The following is an 18,773-nucleotide window of genomic DNA, read 5'->3' as shown; positions in this document are numbered from 1 at the left end:
CCAAGTGTTTAAATAAAGATCGGTTGTTGGGTCAAACCAGACATTTCATCAAATCCTGCTAGAATGTTGGCATTTTGAACGGCCTGTCCGGCAGCACCTTTTTGCATATTATCGATGACCGAAACGATGGTAACGCGCCCTGTCCGTTCATCCTTATAGATGGTCAAATCACAGTGGTTGCTACCCACGACGGACTTAATCTCCGGATCGCTGTGTTGTACACGTATAAACGGTTCCGTTGCATACTGTTCCGTCAACCAGGATCGCCATTCTGCTTCTGATTGATCAAGGAACGGCTGGACCGTCATGATCGCCATGATGCCTCGATTGATCGGTAATAATTGCGTCGAGAACGTGATCGGATACGATGAACCGCTCCATTCGAGAAGTGCCTGTTCAATTTCTGGAATATGTTGGTGTTGATTTACTTTATATAAACGAACGTTTTCACTGGAATGGACATGATGAGTCTGTGTCGTCAACGTCTTTCCTGCTCCCGTTAGACCAGAAGATGCTTGGATGATGATTTGAGAGGGATCGATTTTTTTCTCTTTTACGAATGGTGCTAGTCCAAGAAGGACCGCTGTCGCATAACAACCGGGATTCGCAATCCATCTGCTCGTTTTGATTGCTTGACGATTCCATTCCGGTAAACCATACGTCGCTTTTTGTTGTAACTGGGCATCAATTGGTTCCTTATCATACCAAGCTTCATACGATTCAGACGGTAGTCGTAAATCACCACTTAAATCGATAACGTAACCGGACCAATTTTGAAGTTGTTCTAAGTATTGTTTCGAGACCCCACTCGGTGTCGCTAAGAACACTATGTCTGTCTCTGTTTTCGTTAAATGTTCTACGGAAAAGGAAGATAATAATGAATACGTTTTTTTATTCATGAATGGGAATAACTCATTCATCGATTGTCCTGCCATCGAATCACTCATCAAACAAACGATTTCAAATGAAGGATGTGCTTCTAATAGCCTTAATAGCTCAATTCCGGTGTATCCTGTTACTCCGATGATGGTACATTTCATAACTGTACGCTCCCCTTCAAAGAATGTTATACCGATTTAAACATATGTATATTTATACTGTCAATTGAATTTTTATTAGTTTTTATACAAAAAGAAGTGTTGAAGTGATTGTCTTCTATAAGACAGCCCCTTCAACACTTCTTTTATATCCACTCATTTAACGCTTTTCAGCACGTTGTGCTACGAGATGATCGATCCCAAATACGCCTGCACCCATGATCGCAACGACTACCACAAAAATCATTGTAAACATATGTATCCTCCTCATCGTTCACAAAAATGTCATCTGATACTTCCTATTGTGCAAGATTTAAAGAAAAAAAGAAAGCGTTTACGAAAAAAAATCGTCACATTTATACTCTTTTCTAATTCATTGGCGAATCTCTTATAGTTGACGCCAACGTTATTATTCGTTAAGATTGCGTTTGTTCATTGCTTTCATGCATAAAAGCGTGTTAGCAACAGAGGACTATCATCTATCCATATTCTTTTAAGGAGGTGGAAGCATGCGCATGTCATTCCGTGAATCCGCAGCTATCCTAGGAATCATCATCATCATCTTATTGTCCGCGTTATTCGGTGCTAAAGCCGAACCGCATCTTGCCATCTTATCCAGTCTTATTTTCGTCTCAGGATATGCTGTTTATCGTGGATTTAAGTTCGAAGACGTTGAACATCATATGATTCAAGGTATTCGGGAAGCGATTAAACCAATCTTAATCATGTTACTCGTCGGCATAACGATCGCAGTCTGGATGATGAGTGGCGCAGTGCCGACCCTTCTTCATTTTGGTTTATCCACTCTTTCGGCGACTTGGTTCGCACCGAGCGCCCTTCTCATTGCGATGGTCGTTTCGACCTTTACAGGCAGTTCATTTACGACGATCGGTACGGTTGGTGTTGCCTTAATGGGAATCGCAATCGCATTAGGTGTCAATCCCGCACTTGCAGCAGGTGCTATCATCAGTGGCGCGTGTTTTGGAGATAAGATGTCACCTTTGTCAGATACGACGAACTTTGCACCGGGAATCGTCAACGTTACCGTATTTGATCATATTCGTTTCATGATGGGAACGACGATTCCTGCCATCACGATCACATTTATTTTGTTCTTCATCTTTGGACGTAGCAGTGGCACGGTCGATTCGACTGTTGTGAAAACGACACAAGAGGAATTAGCCCGCTTGTTCCATCTATCACCATGGACGCTACTTTCTCCTTTACTTGTCATGGTTCTAGCATTGCGTAAGATGCCGGTCATCCCGACACTTGTAGCTGGTGTCTTAAGTGGTCTATTGTTAACAGGTCTCGTTCAAGGAAATTGGGACGTTTCAAATTGGATGGCCGTCATTCAAAACGGTTTAAAACTAGAATCTTCTAGTAAAACTGTCGCAGCAATCATCAGTAAGGGTGGCTTGCAATCAATGATGTGGTCCGTTTCCCTCGTCATGCTCGCACTCGCTTTCGGTGGTGTTTTACGCGGCATCGGTGTCATCGATGTCATCATTGAACGGACCGTTTCACGACTCAAACGCGATGGAAGTATCATCTCTGCTGTTGCCTTATCTTCCATCGGTGTCAACGTGATGGCTGGAGAACAGTACTTGTCGATTTTATTGCCAGGACAAGCATTTAAACGGGTTTTTGAAGAACGTCAGATTGATCCACGTTTCCTTTCTCGTTCACTAGAGGATGGAGGAACACTCGTCAATCCACTCATTCCGTGGGGAGTTTCCGGAGCATTCTTCGCTTCAACACTAGGTGTTCCGGTAACGGAATACATCCCGTTCGCATTCTTTTTACTTCTTTCACCATTGTTTACGTTCTTACTTGCTTTTCTTCGTCCGACTAAAGTCGAAACGAAACAGTCCCTCGCTTCTTAAGTCTATTTCATATTAGAGGTCCGATATGACATATCGGATCTTTTTTTCTGCCACTATCGCTTTTATTTCCAGTTAATTACGTCCGAATTACGATGAAAACGGCTTGGAATCACGTTTTTTTAAAGAATTATGTGTAAAGATGAAACGAACTGGGAATATACCAAACATAAGAATATAAATTACAGAGAATGATAGAGAGAGAGTACGTTCCTGTTCGACCGAGGAACGACTTCGATGTAATTGTGGGAGGAGTTAATATGATCAAACGTGGTACGCTGGAGCGACTTGATGGTAAATATGCCGTTCTACTGTGGGAAAATGGTTCAAGCTTCATTCCACGACGTTATTTACCACCTGAAGCAAGATTAGGCGATACAATTATTTTTGACGGTACGACTTATACGTTAGATGTCAGCAATTCATCACCCTCTTCCTTTCAAACGTTTTCGTTTCGGCAAATGGGCTGATGATCGATAAAAAGCCATTCGGTATCATGCATTGACTATAGAGAGAGAAAAATTTCTCTCATCAGTCCTTCATGAAACGAATGGCTTTTTCGCTTTAACGACGAACATATAGGGAATGGTGACTACACGACGGACAAGGGTACTGATGGACATCAGATATTTCGATTCGTTCTAATATGGTTTGATCGTTTGGACACACATACTGTGGCTGTACGACATCCAATTGCAAAAATAAAGCACACCAAAATCGATTTGAAAACTGGTGACATGTCGGACAATGATATAAGTCTAATTGGTACGGTACCCAATCATCCGCTACTTCTGCTTGATGTAGCTGATAGTATTGGATTAAACGAAAACGATTCCAGTCGTCCACATACGTCCGCTGTAAGACCGGTTCATGCATCGACGGTACGAACCAAAGCGGCAGACCTGTCATGAACGCTTCAACGCCTTGTGTCAAGACAGCAGGAAACGTCGGCCACCCATCTAGTTGACCGAGTTGAAATGTTTGTTGAAAGGAGCAGTTGTCGCATAGGAGTTCCATTGTCATCCTCCTGTTCGTTTCACCATCTCTTTTAACATCTGTTCCGTCACAGGACCGACATGTTTTGCAAGAATCGTTCCTTTACGATCTAATACGTAGGTTGCGGGCATTGCTACGAGACGATAGGCGTCTTCTGAATTTCCTGTTCGATCATACAACACGGGATATTCAACAGGTGTCTGCTTCAGAAAATCGGCAACATCTGAAACACGCCGCTCCGATGTCGTGACGTTGATGCCATAAACAGGTATATTCGTATGTCGTGCAAAGGCATTGAGTTCTGGAATTTCTTGTTTGCAAGGTGGACACCACGTCGCCCAAAAATTAATAACAAAGACATCATGATTCATTTCGTCTAGATCGATTGTTTTTCCTTCTTGACGCAAGGATAGATTCGGGGCTTTCATCCCTACCTCTAGACCACCTTGCGATGCTTGTTTTTGTTGTTGCTCCACTTTCTTTTGCTTCGCATCGTATGTTTGATAACCTTGATAGGCAATGCCGATGATAGCGATCGCTAGGATCAGATAGATCAACATTTTTTTCACATCTAATCCCCTCCTTCTTCGTTAAGTGTAGCAGACTTCCTCTTTTCGACCGTCTTCTTTTATCAACAAAAAAACGAACTCTTCTGTTTTGGAAACAGAAAAGAGTTCGCCTCATTTTATTTAGATATGTTCTTTAAATGATTAGTTAAAACGTGGTAATTGTTTTTTGACTTGACGGTTATCTTTGACGCTACCGACTGCCTCGGTTCCGCCTAAGGCCTCATTCAAGGATGTCTTCCCTTCCTTGACTTCTAGACGTCGATTGAATACTGACCGATTATCAACGGAAGCAACGAGAATCGATGCGACATCTGTTTCCGAAATCGTTGCATCCTTTGTATCTTTCAAATCTTCATCTGCCTCAATTAAACCTCGCCCTTCACCAGTCGTGATGGCAACGGGACAAATGATCGTATACGTCAAACCGCTATGTTCAATCTGCTCTTCAGCCGCATTCTTAGCAGCATAGAACGGATAGACATCCTTTTTAAATTGCTCAGGTCGATCTGCACCGTACGCACTTAATAGTACGAAATGACGTACACGCGCTTTTTTAGCTGCATCGATCGTTTTTAAGGCAACTGTCCGATCCAGCAGTTCAATTTCCGTTGCTTCGCCGTCTACTCCTGCGGTCGCCGCACAAATGACTGCATCCTGTCCTGCGACTCCATGTTCAATGACTTTTTCGAGTTCTGTTTCAATATCGACGTAATGTGCCTTGACACCGAGTTTTTCGAATCGTTCCACCAGATGTTCGTGACGAACGATGACCGTGACCTGATGACCCTTGGCAAGCGATTTGACGACGCGCGCTCCAATCGTACCGGATGCACCTACAACTAGTACTTTCATATGGGGGGTCCCTCCTCGATAAGTTAGTCACCTTCGTGGAATGTCATGATGTCATGTCCAAAAATCGTTACTTTCGGAGATGACCTAACACAATCCACCAAAGGAGCAACGTACATCAATTTATACCCGCAATGACCAGAAGGAAACCCCTCCCCTTTAGTTCTTCAAGGTACCATAAAACGTCGTATCGAGACGATCACGTAGTTCTTGCAGTGCCTTCTCATTCGGTAAGTCATAGAAAATACCATTCAGTCGCTGACTGACGGCTTCAATTTCATAGTGTTTCCGTTCTGACATCAAGGCGATCGATAAACCTGCTGTTGCCATCTCACGAACACTTAAATCGAGGTTCATCTCTTCTTTCATATACGTGTGCGCTGCCGGAATTTTCGACCATCCAGTTGGCTTCAACAAGTGCGTCGCGACGGCTTGGATGACTTCCGACTGACGATTTGCGCGTGCCCCGTCATTGTCCGTTTTACGGTGTCTCGAATAGGCAAGTGCCATTGCACCATCCATATGGTATTCCTTTCCTTTCTGGAATGAATACTGATTTGCTTTCCCACTTGCATCCTGCTCGGAGAACGTTCCTGTCGATACAAGATCGATTCCGCCGATTTGATCAACTAATCCGATGAAACTATCGAAGGAGATGACGATCTTTCCATCGATGTCTTCATCGAGTAGACCAGAAACGGCATCTTGTGTACATTCTTCTCCACCGAAGGCAAAAGCATGTGTGATTTTATCTTTCTTTCCATTCTCACAGGAGATCGGTGTATACGTGTCCCGAGGAATCGATGTCAACTGAATCGTTCGAGAAAGTGGAATGAATTGCATAACCGACAGGGAGTCTGAACGTGACCCGCGTAACGATTCTCCAGGTCGTGCGTCACTACCGATCAACAAAAACGTGAAGGGTTGTGAGGCAAAAAGAACGAATGCGATGAGCAACAGCAAAAACAATCCAAGAAGCTTTCGTTTAAAACGACGTTTTTTCTTGATTTTTTTAGGATAGGCTTCTTTTGAAGATACGTCAGGTTTTTTTTGCACGGATTGCTCTGATCGCCCAGTCTTTCTCGAACGTCTCGAGCGTTCTTGATTAGAAAACAATCGCGAGCCTGCGCTCCCGATCATCTGTACGACCTGTTTCAGTACGCTGTTTTTAGAACGACGCGATGTACTTTTTGGATCCCGTCGTTGCTCTTCAACATATCGATGGTACGTTTCTGTTCCCTGCTGTCCCTTAAGTGGTTCATGAGCAATCGACTCTTCCGACGAAAATGCCTCTTCTTTTGCTTGCGCTTCTAGTTCTAAGCGTCGTCGCTCCAAGCGGGAGCGCTGTGGTTGATGTTCTGCCATTCAGATACCTCCGTATCAATCTTTTGCGATTTGTTTCTCTTTCAAGAATTCGCGGAGATACGTCCGTTTCGGTTCGTGCATCGAGGCAGCCATCTGTTTGACCCACCCTTCTGTCCGTTGACCACCGGTCCGTTCTCCGTAATACGATGACGTCGACTCTTCGTATTGTGCCAGTAAGTCACGCATCGTATCGTCATCAGTATACGTATTCCGGTGGAAGACCGCATCCATCGGAAGGCGGGGTTTTTTACCAGGTTGCTGATCCGCAAGACCGACTGCGACTCCGAATAATGGTACGACGTGATCAGGAAGTTGTAAGAGCTCGCTGACACGACGGGCATCATTACGCAGTGAACCGATATAGACTGTTCCATATCCGAGCGACTCGGCAGCTACGACTAAATTTTGAGCAGCGAGTCCCGCATCAACAGCCCCTACAACAAGTGCTTCTGTCGTCTCGATCGTCCGACTTACATCCCCCCCTGCTAGTTCTGCTGCTAACATGTGTTTGTGGTAATCCATACAAAATACAAAGAAATAACTATTTTCTGCCACGTATTGTTGACCACTTGCAACGTCGACTAGTTGTCGTTTCAATTCTTCATCTTCGACACCGATGATCGCATAGGCTTGCTGATAAGAAGATGTCGATGCAGCCTGCGCTGCTTTAACAAGTGTCTCGATTGTCTTTTCGTCTAATTGATGTTGTTTGAATTTCCGGACTGACCGGTGGTTGAGTAAATGTTGAATGGTTTCATTCATGAGTAATTGTCCCCTTCTGTAATGAGTCTTCTTATTTAAGATAGTCGTCTCTGACTAAAAAGCGCAAATGAAGAGGTTCGGTTTATGAAAAAAGCGGGAAATGAATAGTGTTGTACTGTGCTTTTTTGGCGAAGGAGGTCGATCATGAGAATACGGAAACTACGTCTTTTATTGGAACAGTATGGCGATACGACCCTTCGCGATATCATCGTCGAAATCTATCGTCAACTTCCGAAACAAGTCATCGAAGAGAAAGAGTTTGACGCCATGTTGACACAGTTCATGAAGTATAAGGATTTGCAAAAAGAACAGGAACAACCGACCGTCGAACAAACCATCGCTCAGACAGATCGGTTCATCCAATTGGCATACGACTTACAGTACCTTGAGCCAAACCCAATCGTACCGCTTCGCGAACAAAAGAATTGGTATATTACCGCAAAACGTTTGCTGAAGCATTTACGCCATTATGCACATCGCAAAAATGGAACCCAGATTGCCTTTGAGGAGTTTTTCTTTCTTCTTTCGTCAGCTGCCGGAGAAGAACCTTTATTTTTAAGTAACGATCCTTTTCGACTATTAAAAGTCTCACAAGTCGATTTTTTTCAAGAATTAGTCGGTTATTATAAAAATGATAGTCATGGCATCGAGTGGATGGAACGCGCGCTCTATACTGCCTTGAAAGTTCCAATGGACGTTGATGCCGAACGCAGTGATCTTTTACTTGCCGTACTTGCCCACTGTGAGATAGCAGAACACCAAGAAGCCTATATCAATTGCTTGAACGTGCATGCAAAAAAACTACAGTCACATGTCCGAATCGATGCAGATGCTTTATCCACTTATCAAGAAATTCGCTTTGCAGAGTTGCATGCCCTGATTTTACTACGAGCCTTAGAACGAGCGGAGACAATGCTGTTCACAGAATATATTCCTTACTTTTCGCATCGTTCGACTCCTTTTCGTTATTATCTCGACCTCCTCGAGCGCGCTGGACTAGAACAAGAGCATGATCGTATGGAGCGTGTCGGACGTAAAAAACGTATTCATTTTTAAGGATCCTTCTCTTCCTAACCACTCATACTATACAAAAAAGCAAGTGACGGACAGCGTCACTTGCTTTTTTGTATTCTCGTGGCTCAGAGCAGATTCATCTCAATCAGAAGCATTAACGATTCCAAGTCCAACCGTTGCCAGTAAAGCAATACAGGCAAATAAAAATGCCATATCGTTTGGTGAATCGAATCCTTCATAAATTGGTTCTTTTCGATCAACGATGATATGGTCTTCCGTTCCATAATTACCATACGTCGTCGAACTACTCACGCCCGGTTCATCGTAATCACGTGCTTCTACTGTCAATGTATCCGCACTGATTAGAAATCCTGATAACCCAATGATGATCCAAAAATACTTCATGATATTTTTGCCTCGATTCTTTCTTATCTTCAGGAATCCATCTACTTTTTATTTGAAACAAAAGATATAAATACCTTTTATTTCCTGTAAAATAAAAGTGAGATGTACCCATCTTCACTTTCTTAAAGGAGGAATTTAATTTGCCTATCGTGTATTACGGTCAATTGTCTCATGTTCAAAGACGACACGTCCATCAACTTCTACATTCTCATCAACAGCCGTATGATGTTTCATTTTTTCAGCCTCTTGAAGAGTGTCAATGGAGTTACCTCGAGTCTGGTCAGATCCAGGCGACACTTGGCTATCATGTCGTACATGATGTCGTTCGTTTAACGAACGGAGCTTTCTACGATATTCAAGCCTTCCGTCCCGTCGTCTCGCCATTTCATTACACACGCATGCCCTTCGGCAAGGGTGTCGACAAATTCACGTACAGGTTTCTCCACCACATGACCTTTCTGTAACCTCGATTTGGAAAGAGCTTGGCTACAGTTTATATGCCGAACAATTTCGTTTGATCGGATTATCAGACGGACAACCTGCCACATTGCGTTTGAAAGCTGTTCATGAACGCAATCAAGATACGTATCTGGCTCTTCGTAACGATGCCCTCAAAGGATCCACCCACTTCTTCCCTCACAGTGTTGCTGATTTAGAAAAGTTAATCAGGCGAAAAGCTGTTCCTTATTTAGTCTATGATAAGCAATTGATCGTCGGTACACTCTTATTTCAAAAACTCGGTCCGAACATTCGTCTTCTTGAAATCACCTGTCTACCTGGGCTGAGACGTCAAGGCTACGGAAGTCGCATACTCCATACGTTTCAGGAAAAACTACGACGTTCGAACATTCAAACGTTTGAAGTCTTTTTTCTTTCAACACAGCAAGACGTATTACGACTATATCGTCCCACGATGTTTTGCGATATCCAGTTAACCTCTTATTGGCATACATTTAGTACAGATCCTCCCCCGTTAATCGTTTAACCGATAGACGACCTCTCTGTATTCAGGTAACACATACTCCGCATCCATTTTTCTAAAATCAACGTGCCCCACGTCACGAAGCACCAGACCCATCCGGAATAACTGTTCGATATAGACGTCTCCCATTGTCATAGCAAGTCCAGGGTGATGGTTATGGAAAGCAAGCAAGGCATCCTTACAGATTTCAGATGCAACAGGCTCTTGTATCACACGTTTTAATAAAGATGGAAAGAGCGTCGTTTGCCGTCCAATCAACGCATAGAATGGAAAGTAATGTTTCGCATAAACGAACGTCGGAAGATAGGCATTTGCCTCAATTGTTTTGAACAACAACGGTGAAGTCGGGCGCTGTAATCGTTCTGCTAGCCCAACGGTCGCTTTGCATTCGCTCAGCTGATCCAGCACTCGAATCGTCAATTCTTCTTCGATATCAAGTAATAAGACGAGATCAAGCAGATTTAATTCATGCGTCTCCATGAATTGATCACTTCGTTGAAGATGCATTGTGTAGGTAACGTCCAATTTTGTAGCGACAAGTGTCCATAGCTCTGGATGACGCGCCGCATAAAGGCCTACAGGAAAGTGAAGCGGCTGCCGGACGATGGAGCGATGACCCTCAAGTGTGTAGACTTGATTGACGTCAAGACCGTGCGCTAATAGCATCTCGAGTAACTGCTGACGATTTTGACACGCGACAAGCGTTTGGAACAGACGATCGATTTCGCTGAACGGTTGTTTCATCTCCAGTGCTAGTTCTAAATGAGCAGGTGAATCCTGCTCTAGCGATCGTTTAATGAATTGTAAGGCACGTTGCTCCGCATCGTTCAGTTGAGCAACGTGCGTCCGAAACATCTCGACGTCAAGTTCCCGAAAGGCTTGCAACGCCGGAGCAATTGATTGATTTTTCGTAAAGGGTTTCCACATGATTCCCTCGACCTCCTCATTCCAGTATCTCTTCGTAGTGTACGCAATATCCAATCGTCTTAAAAGCAAAAAATGGAGGATCTTCCGTTGTTTCCGGAAGATCCTCCATTTTTTTATTTTTCCCCGACTTTTAGATGAGCATTTCGAAAGACGTCATCGTGCTTCCCTGTCTTTTCAACACTTGTTCCGACAGATCCATAATATTCGATTTCATCCTTTGGTTGGATGAATTCGTATGTGATGGCAGGCTCGCCACGAAGGCGGACGTGTATGATTTGCCGATGCTGTAAAGAAAAGGAGGCATGCACTTCAAGAAAGGAGGAAGCCGATAAATCATGTTGTCGCTCTAAAATCGTCATCAATTCTTGCTCAGAATCACGGTAATTCCCTTGCAATTGAGCATACGAAATACCGACTCCTAAAGAGAGGATACCGATTAAACTAAGCGCGCAAATGACCAGCACTTTCTTCATGACTGATCCACCTCCGAGAAAAGTTCATTCTACTTATTCATCGGTTCATCCTTCGACGACGTGAAGTCTTTTTTAGAATCCTTTGCGTAAAACTGCATATCTACATGTGGAATATCATCCTCTAAATAAGGTTCGGATACAGTTTCGAAACCAAATGACCCGTAAAACCCTTCTAAGTGCGCTTGTGCTTGTAAGTAGATCGTAGCTTTTTCCTGCAAATAATCCATCGCTTTCTCCATCATTTGTTTTGCCAATCCAACTGATCGGTGAGTACGATGAACGGCAACCCGGCCAATCGCTAATCCTTTTGTCGGATGGTTGTATATCCGAAGACATCCAACGATTTGACCGCTTTCGTTACGTACGATCAGGTGTGTGGCTTGTTGATCTTGATCATCTAGTTCCGGATATGCACACTCCTGCTCAACGACGAAAATATCCATTCGTAATTTCAACAATGCATATAACGTATCGGGTGTCATGTGATGAAAAGACTCAAATGCGAATGCGTACATAAAAACTCTCCTCTTTAGTTACGACAAAGTCGTGATAATTGTCCAGCATAGATCGTGACCGGAATGTCTTTGAAAATCGTATCTTTTTCCCAGTTCAGACCGTTTGCACGAGCGACATTTTGAGAAGAACGATTATCGGGATGAATGATCGAGATGATTCGATCATGCCCTCGATTAAAAGCTTCCATCATTAGTCGTTTCGCTGCTTCACGACCATAACCGACTTTCCAGTGCTTCGGTTCGAGCCAATAACCGACTTCTAATTCTTCTTTTCCATCCACTTCCTGCATCAATAATCCAGCGAAACCGATTGGTTCATTCGTTTCTTTTTTGAATAACAGCAAAAAACCAGTTTGTCGTTCATCCGAGTATCGTTCCAATTGTCGATCGAACCATTCTCGTGCCTCATCTTCACTCAGAGCAACGCCACCATTGATATAGCGCATGACTTGCTCATTTTGAACAAGTGACTTGTAAAAGCTGAAATCCGCTTCTTCGAATGGTCGCATCCATAATCGTTCACTTTCCATCCTCATCGCCTCCTTATATTTCTTTTCCCGAGTTCTTTTCCCTTCATTCCTCTTCCCTATTATTCTATCTGTGCGATGTTTTTCATTACTAATCGATGACATTCACTCCCTACTGCTTGCAATTCCCGGCATAAGTCGGTATTTTGGGAACAGTATGTTGAACAACGACTGCACAATTAATGTTAAAATATATTTTGAGCGCATAAGCGCTGGATAGGAATTTATGAAAAGGACTGAGACCATGATGACTGAACAAGTAATGACAGGGCTATATGAAGGCATTTCAAAAGAATCTGTACTGATCAATGAACCTTTAAAATATCATACGTATACAAAAATGGGAGGAATCGCTGATCTCTTCATCATCCCAACGTCTTATGAAGAAACGGCTTTTGTCGTAAGATATGCTTACGAACGAGGCATCCCTTTGACATTGCTCGGGAACGGATCGAATCTCGTCATACGTGATGGCGGTATTCGCGGTATCGTTCTTTCGTTTGAAAAGTTAACCGACATTTCGGTCGAGGGACATGAACTCGTCGCTCAAAGTGGCGCAGCAATAATCGAGGCGTCTCGTGTTGCGTATGCGCATCAACTGAGTGGTCTTGAATTCGCTTGCGGGATTCCGGGAACGATTGGTGGCGCGTTGATCATGAATGCGGGCGCCTACGGTGGAGAAGTCAAAGATTGCCTTCATAGCGCCACTGTTTTGACACGACAAGGGGATCTGTTGAACATTTCGCATGATGAACTCGAACTGGGATACCGGACGAGTTGTTTCTCAAAGAAAGAATACATCATTCTCGAAGGACGATTTGCTTTGACGGAGGGTGATCCAGCATTGATCAAGGAAGTCATGGATGATCTAACGCATAAACGAGAAACAAAGCAGCCTCTCGAATATCCTTCTTGTGGTAGTGTCTTCAAACGTCCAGAAGGCTATTTTGCGGGTAAATTGATTCAAGATAGTGAACTCCAAGGAACCCGCATCGGTGGTGCTGAAGTATCAAAGAAACACGCCGGTTTTATCGTCAACGTCGAAAACGCATCAGCATCTGACTACATTGCACTCATTCGCCATGTACAAGAAACCGTCCAAGAAAAATTCGGTATTTTACTTGAGACAGAAGTAAAAATCATTGGGGAAGAAGCTTGATAATAATCTAATCAGAAAAGGTGAGCCCAGTATTTGGACTCACCTTTTTATTCATTTAGATCGACCAGTTTCCGTCACGCATGACTGATTCACGCGTCCCGTCTGCAAGTTCTCCCTCAATTGATAGATCCGCGGATCCAATCATGAAGTCGACATGCGTCATCGAGTCGTTCGCACCTTGTGCTTCTAGTTCTTCCGCTGAAAGACTGGGACCATTTTCAAGACACGTCGAGTACGCACGACCAATTGCTAAGTGGCACGAAGCATTCTCATCAAACAACGTATTGTAGAATAAAATACCTGAATCAGAAATCGGAGAACGATGTGGTACGAGCGCGACTTCTCCGAGATACCGGGCACCTTCATCGAGGGAAATTAAATCATCCAATGCTTCTTGCCCCTGTTTCGCTTCCGCTTTGACGATTTTTCCGTCCTCGAACCAAAGAGTAAATTCATCAATCAAGTTACCACTGTAGCTGAGTGGTTTCGTACTCGAAACATGACCGTTAACACCTGTCTTCTTCGGTAATGTGAACACTTCTTCAGTCGGCAGATTCGCGATAAAATCAACACCATCTGCATTCGGACCACCGCCACCTAACCAAACGTGACGTTCTGGTAATTCAATTGATAACTCTGTTCCTGGCGCTGTATAATGCAATGTTTTGTATTTCTTCTCTGTCATGAATTTCGCTTTTGAACGCAGATTATGATCATGATCCGCCCATGCAGCAACCGGATCCGCTTGATCAGCACGTGTTGCCTTCAAAATAGCTGCCCACAGTTCCTCAATCGGTTCCTCTGCATCAGGAAATACTTTCTTCGCCCAGCTTTCAGAAGGTGCTGCTACGACACACCAGCTGACATTGTCACTCATGACGAACTTTCGCCAATTGGCGAGAGCAATACCAGCTGCTTTATTCGCACGCGCGATTCGACTTGAATCAACACCATTTAATAAATCTGGATCTTCACTGACGACCGATAAGAATGCTGTTTTTTCTTCTGCAAGCTGATCGTAACGTGCTTTTAACCAATCCGGGAATGTATCAAACGAGTCTTCTGGTGCATCAAAATAACGGATTTTCGTCATCTCATCATCTGACCATTGTACATATACTTGCGTAGCACCTACTTCATATGCTACACGTGTGATTTCGCGAACAAGTGGTAAATTCTCGATTCCCGCTCGCACCTCCAATTGTTGTCCTGGCTGTAGATTGATCCCGGTACGCACTGCTAAAGACGCGTACTGTTGTAATTCTGCTTGTGTCGGCATTATGTAATCCCCTTTCTTGTATCTTTATTTTCACGAAATAGTTGCAATTTTGCAAGAAATAAGGCGAAACTAGAAAGAGAAGAGAAGGAGGCATCACCATGGAATTCACACCCGGAGATTTTAAATCAGCTTATACGTATTTTCACCGACAGGCACTCGATCTCGTCGGTGATGAAAAAGCACAACAAGAATTGTTGATTCGAGCAGAAATCGGACTCGCACATCTGACACAAGATATCGCGTCTACGGAAAGTTCTGATATCGAACGCGAGGCAGAACTCGTCCTTTATTTCCAATTAAAACAACTACTCGAAATGCTTCGTGCCCTCTATCAGAAAAAATTCGAGATGCATGCAGAGCAAGAACAATTATTGCTAACGGCAGTTCTGTACTTTACGTCTCCTGTTGACGCCTTACCGGACGATAACGTCCTCGGACTCTTTGATGACGCACAAATCGTCGAAACGATTTACGAAGAACTCGCCGCAGATGTTGATCGCTTTCAACATATGGAATGAATGAAAAAGCAGCTGTCGCGACAGCTGCTTTTTCATTATGCATTTTGTTTAGAAGCGATATGAACCGGTGCCGTAGATTGACGTGATTCATCTATTTCTAGTTTTTCTTTATTCAACCACGTATAAATCATTCCCATGAAGACTGCTCCACCGATGATATTCCCAGCTAAAGCCGGTAACAGATTGTGCATGGCTCCTGCAAACGTAATCGTATCCGGATGTGGCACGATTAATGCGATAGAGAACAATGCCATATTTGCGATGACATGATCAAATCCTGATGCGAAGAAGACTGCGACAAGTACCATCATCATCATGATCTGCGCTAATTCATTCTTCATGTTCTTCGGAATGAAAATTGCTAAACAGACCATCCAGTTACAGAAGATTGCCCGGGTAAAGATTTCCCACGTCGAATGATGAATTTTTGTTTCCGATACAGCAAACAACCAATTGTTCATTCCAAGTTCCTGTAAGATACCTGTTTGAGAGAAGAGTAATGCGAATGCTAATCCTCCAAGACCATTTCCGATCAGACAAATCAACCAGACTTTCATCGTATCCATCTTCGTTGTATAGCCGCGCATCGTTGCCGTCGTGAAATACATCGTATTCCCTGTAAACAGTTCTGCACCGCCATAAATGATCAAGACGAGTGCCACTCCGAACGTCAATCCACCGACAAGTGTCGCGGCAGGTGATTCTGCCATATACAGCCCGTTAATTGCTTTTAAGGTAAAAATGATTGCAAATCCAATGAATATCCCCGCTAACATAGCACGAACTAAGTATTCGAGAGGACGCAGTTGTAGCATACGTGTCGACTTGATTGCTTTATTCCGTAACCCTTCTAATGCTTCTACCTCGTTCATTGTAGAAACCTCTCTTCCTTTTGTTCAACACTTCACAATGTTTGTTCATTTATTATAATACTTCCATCTTAAGAGATGTTCAAGTCTTGATTAGACCTGTTTTATCGTTTTCATAAAAGAACGAGATGTAAACGATATCATTGTGTCGAGATTGTGAAAAATACCTTTTCTTGCTTTATACAATTAATTAGTTTGAATCGAAAATCCTGATGCGAAACGCTCGAAAAAGGTTTGTCGTCTGGAGGAATCAAGCACATATCCATCGATGACGACACGATTAAAACGTCCAGACGATGACGTAGCGCGTTCGATGTCAGATGGTGTATAGATGTCGAACGCGCTACGATCTATCTTAAAATCAGCTTTCGAATAGGGATCGGTATAGTGAATTTCAAGATTGGTCAAGTCAGGAATCGTCGAAAATAAAACGAGCGTATGATGCATAAGTACTTTTGATAAGCGAGCGTTCAAGAAATCCTGATTCATTTGTAATGTACCAGTATCGGTCCCGATCCAAGCACGCCGTTCTTTGCCTGTGACGTCATAAGCGAGCCGTAACGACTCTCCTTCGACATCTACCTGTTTTAATTCTGATGAAAACGGGAGTTGTTCAGCTAATTGGCGAACAGCTACCGTATTCATCATGGAAGCACCGACTTGTCTAGCTACGAGATCACCATCATGCCAAATAGATCGTTGGTTTTCTTCGTCTGGTTGTTGAAAAAGACGAATCCCCACCAATACGCCTAAACAAATACAGCCTATAATCAAGAATGTTTTCTTCATTTTCATCACCTTCCTAAAAAAACTTACCCTTTTTCATCTTTTTTCATAAGAAGGGTTGAAATTTTATGCATATGGGCGTACTCTTGCAGGCAGATACTCACAGAAGGAGGAGCATGAGGTCACTCATCATAATGCCATGACTACAACACACCCACAGAAAAAGAGAGTTGAAAAAATCAGTTTTTTAATCATAGGTACGTTGCTGTATTCCTTGTACATCAGCTTACTACTATCTCCAAATGATATCGGATCAGGTGGTATCATGGGGATCACGCTTGTCCTTCAAGAGCTTTTCCACACCCCAATCGGATTAACCCAATTGCTCTTAAACATTCCCCTCTTCCTTTTAGGTTTCCGTTTCTTACGAAAGCGATTCATGTTCTTATCTGGCATCATTGTCGTTGCCTCTTCTTTTTTAATCGACTGGATTCCGACTCAGATCGTTCCCGAGTCATTGAACGATCCGCTTGTTGCCTCCATCTTTGCCGGTCTAGTCTCTGGTCTTGCGATGGCATTGATTTTCTTTGGTGGCGCATCGACAGGTGGACTCGATATTCTTGGAAAGTTTTTCTTTGCTCGTTTTCATAATTGGCCACTTCCTCGCATATTTCTGATACAAGATCTTGTCATCTATATCTTGGTATGGTGGGTCTTCGATTTGAAACACGTTATGTATGCTCTTATCATGAGCTTTGTTCGCGCCAAAGCTCTTCAAACGGTTTACAGTTTTTATTCCGCTTCTAAGCAATGTATCATTATTTGCGAAAAGGCGGATGAAATAAATGAAGTCATCACAAAAGAACTTGGTCGTGGTGTGACGATCCTTGATGCACGGGGAGGATACTCCAACCGAACGAAGAAAATGGTCTATGTCGTCGTTCAAAATAATGAAATCGTCCGTTTGCAAGAAATCGTTTCTTCTGTCGAACCTAACGCGTTCGTTACGTTCTCAGAAATCCATACTGTTTTTGGGAATTATAAGGAACATTCGTATTCGTTTTAAACTCAAGCGCAGCCTAGCTGTGCTTTTTCTATTTCGTTTACTTTAAAACAGCTTCTCGTATTGCACCAGCTTTCCTGCTTTTTTATTCGGAATACTGATTTTTTTACTTTCTTCTCCCTATTCAAAAAATGGACAGGCTTCACTTTTTTTGCGATAGTAGTTAAGCTTATGACATGTCTATTTATTTAAAGGAATGATTGCATGCACTCACTTTGGCGTCAGCGTATTCTGCTGATCCTTTTGATCAGTTTATTCGCTTCTATCCCAATCATTTACGCCCTATCCGGTTATCGGACGATTGCAACGATAACAGAGCAAATGAAGGATCATGACATACCGTTAATCAATCAAGTGGACCAGTTGGTTGAACATAACCGAGATCGTGCCAATGCGGTGCGTGGTCTTTTATTGTATGAAGATAGTCGTTATCTCGAACAGTATTACTTTTCTACTTCTAAAATTCATGATTTACGAAACAGTCTAAATCAATCGTCGACCACGCCAGGAGCAATCAAGGATTTACTACGTCGCAATAATGTCTGGGAGTCCGAGATTGAACGAGTATTCGTCGTCTATGAGCGTCAGAGTCCAACGGCAGCAAAGCGCCTTGCCAAACAAACGACGCAAACGACACAAACGATTCTCGAGGACTTATCTCGTGTGAAAGATGATTTGTATAAGACACTTCAAGCAAAATTACAACAATCAGATACTTTAGTCGCTACATATAAATGGATGTGTCTCAGTCTCTCTATTCTGTCCTTTTTATTAATTAGTGCGACGATCTTTTTTTCCCACCGGTTCGCACCTAACAAGTCAGACGAATCGTCCTTAGAGTAAACGAAAAGCGCA

General features: G+C 43.1%; 22 protein-coding genes. 8 read left to right on the top strand and 14 right to left on the bottom strand.

Translation table 11 applies throughout. The features are described from left to right. Positions 1-8: 8 nt before the first annotated feature. Positions 9-1,040, bottom strand: coding sequence for an N-acetyl-gamma-glutamyl-phosphate reductase (gene argC / locus B3M90_RS11450; RefSeq protein ID WP_290784188.1), 1,032 nt, complete (start codon positions 1,038-1,040; stop codon positions 9-11). 506 nt (positions 1,041-1,546) lie between these two features. Between argC and nhaC the strand changes: the two genes are divergently transcribed. After that, a complete protein-coding gene (nhaC, locus tag B3M90_RS11445) occupies positions 1,547-2,923 on the top strand; it encodes a Na+/H+ antiporter NhaC (protein WP_214856448.1) in 1,377 nt (458 codons plus the stop codon). A gap of 257 nt (positions 2,924-3,180) precedes the next feature. Then, positions 3,181-3,390, top strand: a complete 210-nt coding sequence (locus tag B3M90_RS11440; RefSeq protein ID WP_023467214.1) for a DUF3006 domain-containing protein — start codon at positions 3,181-3,183, stop codon at positions 3,388-3,390. A 94-nt stretch (positions 3,391-3,484) separates the two neighbouring features. On the opposite strand, the gene B3M90_RS11435 is transcribed toward B3M90_RS11440, so the two are convergent. The 5 genes from B3M90_RS11435 to nfsA all read right to left on the bottom strand — a co-directional run bounded on the left by B3M90_RS11435 (position 3,485) and on the right by nfsA (position 7,461). After that, the gene (locus tag B3M90_RS11435; protein ID WP_290784187.1) at positions 3,485-3,943 is read right to left on the bottom strand and encodes a hypothetical protein; all 459 of its coding nucleotides are present in this window, start codon (positions 3,941-3,943) and stop codon (positions 3,485-3,487) included. Beyond that, the gene (locus B3M90_RS11430; RefSeq protein ID WP_290784245.1) at positions 3,940-4,476 is read right to left on the bottom strand and encodes a TlpA family protein disulfide reductase; all 537 of its coding nucleotides are present in this window, start codon (positions 4,474-4,476) and stop codon (positions 3,940-3,942) included. Before B3M90_RS11430 ends, B3M90_RS11435 begins: the two co-directional genes overlap by 4 nt. Before the next feature lie 150 nt (positions 4,477-4,626). Continuing rightward, the gene (locus tag B3M90_RS11425; RefSeq protein ID WP_035412533.1) at positions 4,627-5,337 is read right to left on the bottom strand and encodes an NAD(P)H-binding protein; all 711 of its coding nucleotides are present in this window, start codon (positions 5,335-5,337) and stop codon (positions 4,627-4,629) included. Positions 5,338-5,493: 156 nt separating this feature from the next. Further along, positions 5,494-6,699, bottom strand: coding sequence for an LCP family protein (locus tag B3M90_RS11420; RefSeq protein WP_290784185.1), 1,206 nt, complete (start codon positions 6,697-6,699; stop codon positions 5,494-5,496). A 15-nt stretch (positions 6,700-6,714) separates the two neighbouring features. After that, positions 6,715-7,461: an oxygen-insensitive NADPH nitroreductase gene (nfsA, locus tag B3M90_RS11415; RefSeq protein ID WP_290784184.1), complete on the bottom strand. Its 747-nt coding sequence runs from the start codon at positions 7,459-7,461 to the stop codon at positions 6,715-6,717. A gap of 144 nt (positions 7,462-7,605) precedes the next feature. Between nfsA and B3M90_RS11410 the strand changes: the two genes are divergently transcribed. Continuing rightward, positions 7,606-8,517 (top strand): hypothetical protein, encoded by a 912-nt coding sequence (locus B3M90_RS11410; protein ID WP_290784183.1) that lies wholly within the window; start codon positions 7,606-7,608, stop codon positions 8,515-8,517. 99 nt (positions 8,518-8,616) lie between these two features. Here the strand turns inward: B3M90_RS11410 and B3M90_RS11405 are convergent, their stop codons facing one another. After that, a complete protein-coding gene (locus B3M90_RS11405; protein WP_035412522.1) occupies positions 8,617-8,880 on the bottom strand; it encodes a hypothetical protein in 264 nt (87 codons plus the stop codon). 514 nt (positions 8,881-9,394) lie between these two features. On the opposite strand from B3M90_RS11405, the gene B3M90_RS11400 reads away from it, so the two are divergent. Continuing rightward, positions 9,395-9,865 (top strand): GNAT family N-acetyltransferase, encoded by a 471-nt coding sequence (locus B3M90_RS11400; protein ID WP_290784182.1) that lies wholly within the window; start codon positions 9,395-9,397, stop codon positions 9,863-9,865. On the opposite strand, the gene B3M90_RS11395 is transcribed toward B3M90_RS11400, so the two are convergent. From B3M90_RS11395 to B3M90_RS11380, 4 genes are all read right to left on the bottom strand, one after another. Next, the gene (locus tag B3M90_RS11395; RefSeq protein WP_290784181.1) at positions 9,854-10,789 is read right to left on the bottom strand and encodes a hypothetical protein; all 936 of its coding nucleotides are present in this window, start codon (positions 10,787-10,789) and stop codon (positions 9,854-9,856) included. The genes B3M90_RS11400 and B3M90_RS11395 overlap by 12 nt on opposite strands. A gap of 113 nt (positions 10,790-10,902) precedes the next feature. Beyond that, the gene (locus B3M90_RS11390) at positions 10,903-11,262 is read right to left on the bottom strand and encodes a hypothetical protein (RefSeq protein WP_035412515.1); all 360 of its coding nucleotides are present in this window, start codon (positions 11,260-11,262) and stop codon (positions 10,903-10,905) included. 29 nt (positions 11,263-11,291) lie between these two features. After that, positions 11,292-11,777 (bottom strand): GNAT family N-acetyltransferase, encoded by a 486-nt coding sequence (locus B3M90_RS11385; RefSeq protein ID WP_214856441.1) that lies wholly within the window; start codon positions 11,775-11,777, stop codon positions 11,292-11,294. Positions 11,778-11,791: 14 nt separating this feature from the next. Beyond that, the gene (locus B3M90_RS11380) at positions 11,792-12,307 is read right to left on the bottom strand and encodes a GNAT family N-acetyltransferase (RefSeq protein WP_035412512.1); all 516 of its coding nucleotides are present in this window, start codon (positions 12,305-12,307) and stop codon (positions 11,792-11,794) included. A gap of 241 nt (positions 12,308-12,548) precedes the next feature. On the opposite strand from B3M90_RS11380, the gene murB reads away from it, so the two are divergent. Beyond that, positions 12,549-13,463, top strand: a complete 915-nt coding sequence (gene murB, locus B3M90_RS11375; protein ID WP_290784180.1) for a UDP-N-acetylmuramate dehydrogenase — start codon at positions 12,549-12,551, stop codon at positions 13,461-13,463. A gap of 55 nt (positions 13,464-13,518) precedes the next feature. Here murB and B3M90_RS11370 read toward each other — a convergent pair whose 3' ends face one another. After that, complete coding sequence (locus tag B3M90_RS11370) at positions 13,519-14,742, bottom strand: aminopeptidase (protein ID WP_290784179.1); 1,224 nt, start codon at positions 14,740-14,742, stop codon at positions 13,519-13,521. 98 nt (positions 14,743-14,840) lie between these two features. Between B3M90_RS11370 and B3M90_RS11365 the strand changes: the two genes are divergently transcribed. Continuing rightward, entirely contained in the window at positions 14,841-15,260 is a 420-nt protein-coding gene (locus B3M90_RS11365) for a YkvA family protein (protein WP_035412504.1), read from the top strand. A gap of 35 nt (positions 15,261-15,295) precedes the next feature. Here B3M90_RS11365 and B3M90_RS11360 read toward each other — a convergent pair whose 3' ends face one another. Beyond that, positions 15,296-16,132, bottom strand: a complete 837-nt coding sequence (locus B3M90_RS11360) for a formate/nitrite transporter family protein (protein ID WP_290784178.1) — start codon at positions 16,130-16,132, stop codon at positions 15,296-15,298. Positions 16,133-16,315: 183 nt separating this feature from the next. After that, on the bottom strand, positions 16,316-16,918 hold the full coding sequence (locus tag B3M90_RS11355; RefSeq protein WP_214856437.1) for a hypothetical protein: 603 nt from the start codon (positions 16,916-16,918) through the stop codon (positions 16,316-16,318). 199 nt (positions 16,919-17,117) lie between these two features. Here B3M90_RS11355 and B3M90_RS11350 point away from each other — a divergent pair, with 199 nt between their 5' ends. Next, a complete protein-coding gene (locus tag B3M90_RS11350; protein ID WP_414655230.1) occupies positions 17,118-17,921 on the top strand; it encodes a YitT family protein in 804 nt (267 codons plus the stop codon). A gap of 201 nt (positions 17,922-18,122) precedes the next feature. Continuing rightward, the gene (locus B3M90_RS11345; RefSeq protein ID WP_035412493.1) at positions 18,123-18,761 is read left to right on the top strand and encodes a CHASE3 domain-containing protein; all 639 of its coding nucleotides are present in this window, start codon (positions 18,123-18,125) and stop codon (positions 18,759-18,761) included. Positions 18,762-18,773 lie beyond the last annotated feature (12 nt).

The sequence above is a fragment of the Exiguobacterium sp. UBA6309 genome (assembly GCF_002439205.1).
In the GTDB taxonomy this organism is placed as follows: domain Bacteria; phylum Bacillota; class Bacilli; order Exiguobacteriales; family Exiguobacteriaceae; genus Exiguobacterium_A.
The sequence above is the reverse complement of the archived record's forward strand: the minus strand, read 5'-3'. Positions and strand labels throughout refer to the sequence as shown.

What these genes read in the sequence shown, in the direction of transcription:
- argC (WP_290784188.1), bottom strand. Translation starts at nt 1,040, where the DNA reads ATGAAATGTACCATCATCGGAGTAACAGGATACACCGGAATTGAGCTA.
- nhaC (WP_214856448.1), top strand. Translation starts at nt 1,547, where the DNA reads ATGCGCATGTCATTCCGTGAATCCGCAGCTATCCTAGGAATCATCATC.
- B3M90_RS11440 (WP_023467214.1), top strand. Translation starts at nt 3,181, where the DNA reads ATGATCAAACGTGGTACGCTGGAGCGACTTGATGGTAAATATGCCGTT.
- B3M90_RS11435 (WP_290784187.1), bottom strand. Translation starts at nt 3,943, where the DNA reads ATGACAATGGAACTCCTATGCGACAACTGCTCCTTTCAACAAACATTT.
- B3M90_RS11430 (WP_290784245.1), bottom strand. Translation starts at nt 4,476, where the DNA reads ATGTTGATCTATCTGATCCTAGCGATCGCTATCATCGGCATTGCCTAT.
- B3M90_RS11425 (WP_035412533.1), bottom strand. Translation starts at nt 5,337, where the DNA reads ATGAAAGTACTAGTTGTAGGTGCATCCGGTACGATTGGAGCGCGCGTC.
- B3M90_RS11420 (WP_290784185.1), bottom strand. Translation starts at nt 6,699, where the DNA reads ATGGCAGAACATCAACCACAGCGCTCCCGCTTGGAGCGACGACGCTTA.
- nfsA (WP_290784184.1), bottom strand. Translation starts at nt 7,461, where the DNA reads ATGAATGAAACCATTCAACATTTACTCAACCACCGGTCAGTCCGGAAA.
- B3M90_RS11410 (WP_290784183.1), top strand. Translation starts at nt 7,606, where the DNA reads ATGAGAATACGGAAACTACGTCTTTTATTGGAACAGTATGGCGATACG.
- B3M90_RS11405 (WP_035412522.1), bottom strand. Translation starts at nt 8,880, where the DNA reads ATGAAGTATTTTTGGATCATCATTGGGTTATCAGGATTTCTAATCAGT.
- B3M90_RS11395 (WP_290784181.1), bottom strand. Translation starts at nt 10,789, where the DNA reads ATGTGGAAACCCTTTACGAAAAATCAATCAATTGCTCCGGCGTTGCAA.
- B3M90_RS11390 (WP_035412515.1), bottom strand. Translation starts at nt 11,262, where the DNA reads ATGAAGAAAGTGCTGGTCATTTGCGCGCTTAGTTTAATCGGTATCCTC.
- B3M90_RS11385 (WP_214856441.1), bottom strand. Translation starts at nt 11,777, where the DNA reads ATGTACGCATTCGCATTTGAGTCTTTTCATCACATGACACCCGATACG.
- B3M90_RS11380 (WP_035412512.1), bottom strand. Translation starts at nt 12,307, where the DNA reads ATGGAAAGTGAACGATTATGGATGCGACCATTCGAAGAAGCGGATTTC.
- murB (WP_290784180.1), top strand. Translation starts at nt 12,549, where the DNA reads ATGATGACTGAACAAGTAATGACAGGGCTATATGAAGGCATTTCAAAA.
- B3M90_RS11370 (WP_290784179.1), bottom strand. Translation starts at nt 14,742, where the DNA reads ATGCCGACACAAGCAGAATTACAACAGTACGCGTCTTTAGCAGTGCGT.
- B3M90_RS11365 (WP_035412504.1), top strand. Translation starts at nt 14,841, where the DNA reads ATGGAATTCACACCCGGAGATTTTAAATCAGCTTATACGTATTTTCAC.
- B3M90_RS11360 (WP_290784178.1), bottom strand. Translation starts at nt 16,132, where the DNA reads ATGAACGAGGTAGAAGCATTAGAAGGGTTACGGAATAAAGCAATCAAG.
- B3M90_RS11355 (WP_214856437.1), bottom strand. Translation starts at nt 16,918, where the DNA reads ATGAAGAAAACATTCTTGATTATAGGCTGTATTTGTTTAGGCGTATTG.
- B3M90_RS11345 (WP_035412493.1), top strand. Translation starts at nt 18,123, where the DNA reads ATGCACTCACTTTGGCGTCAGCGTATTCTGCTGATCCTTTTGATCAGT.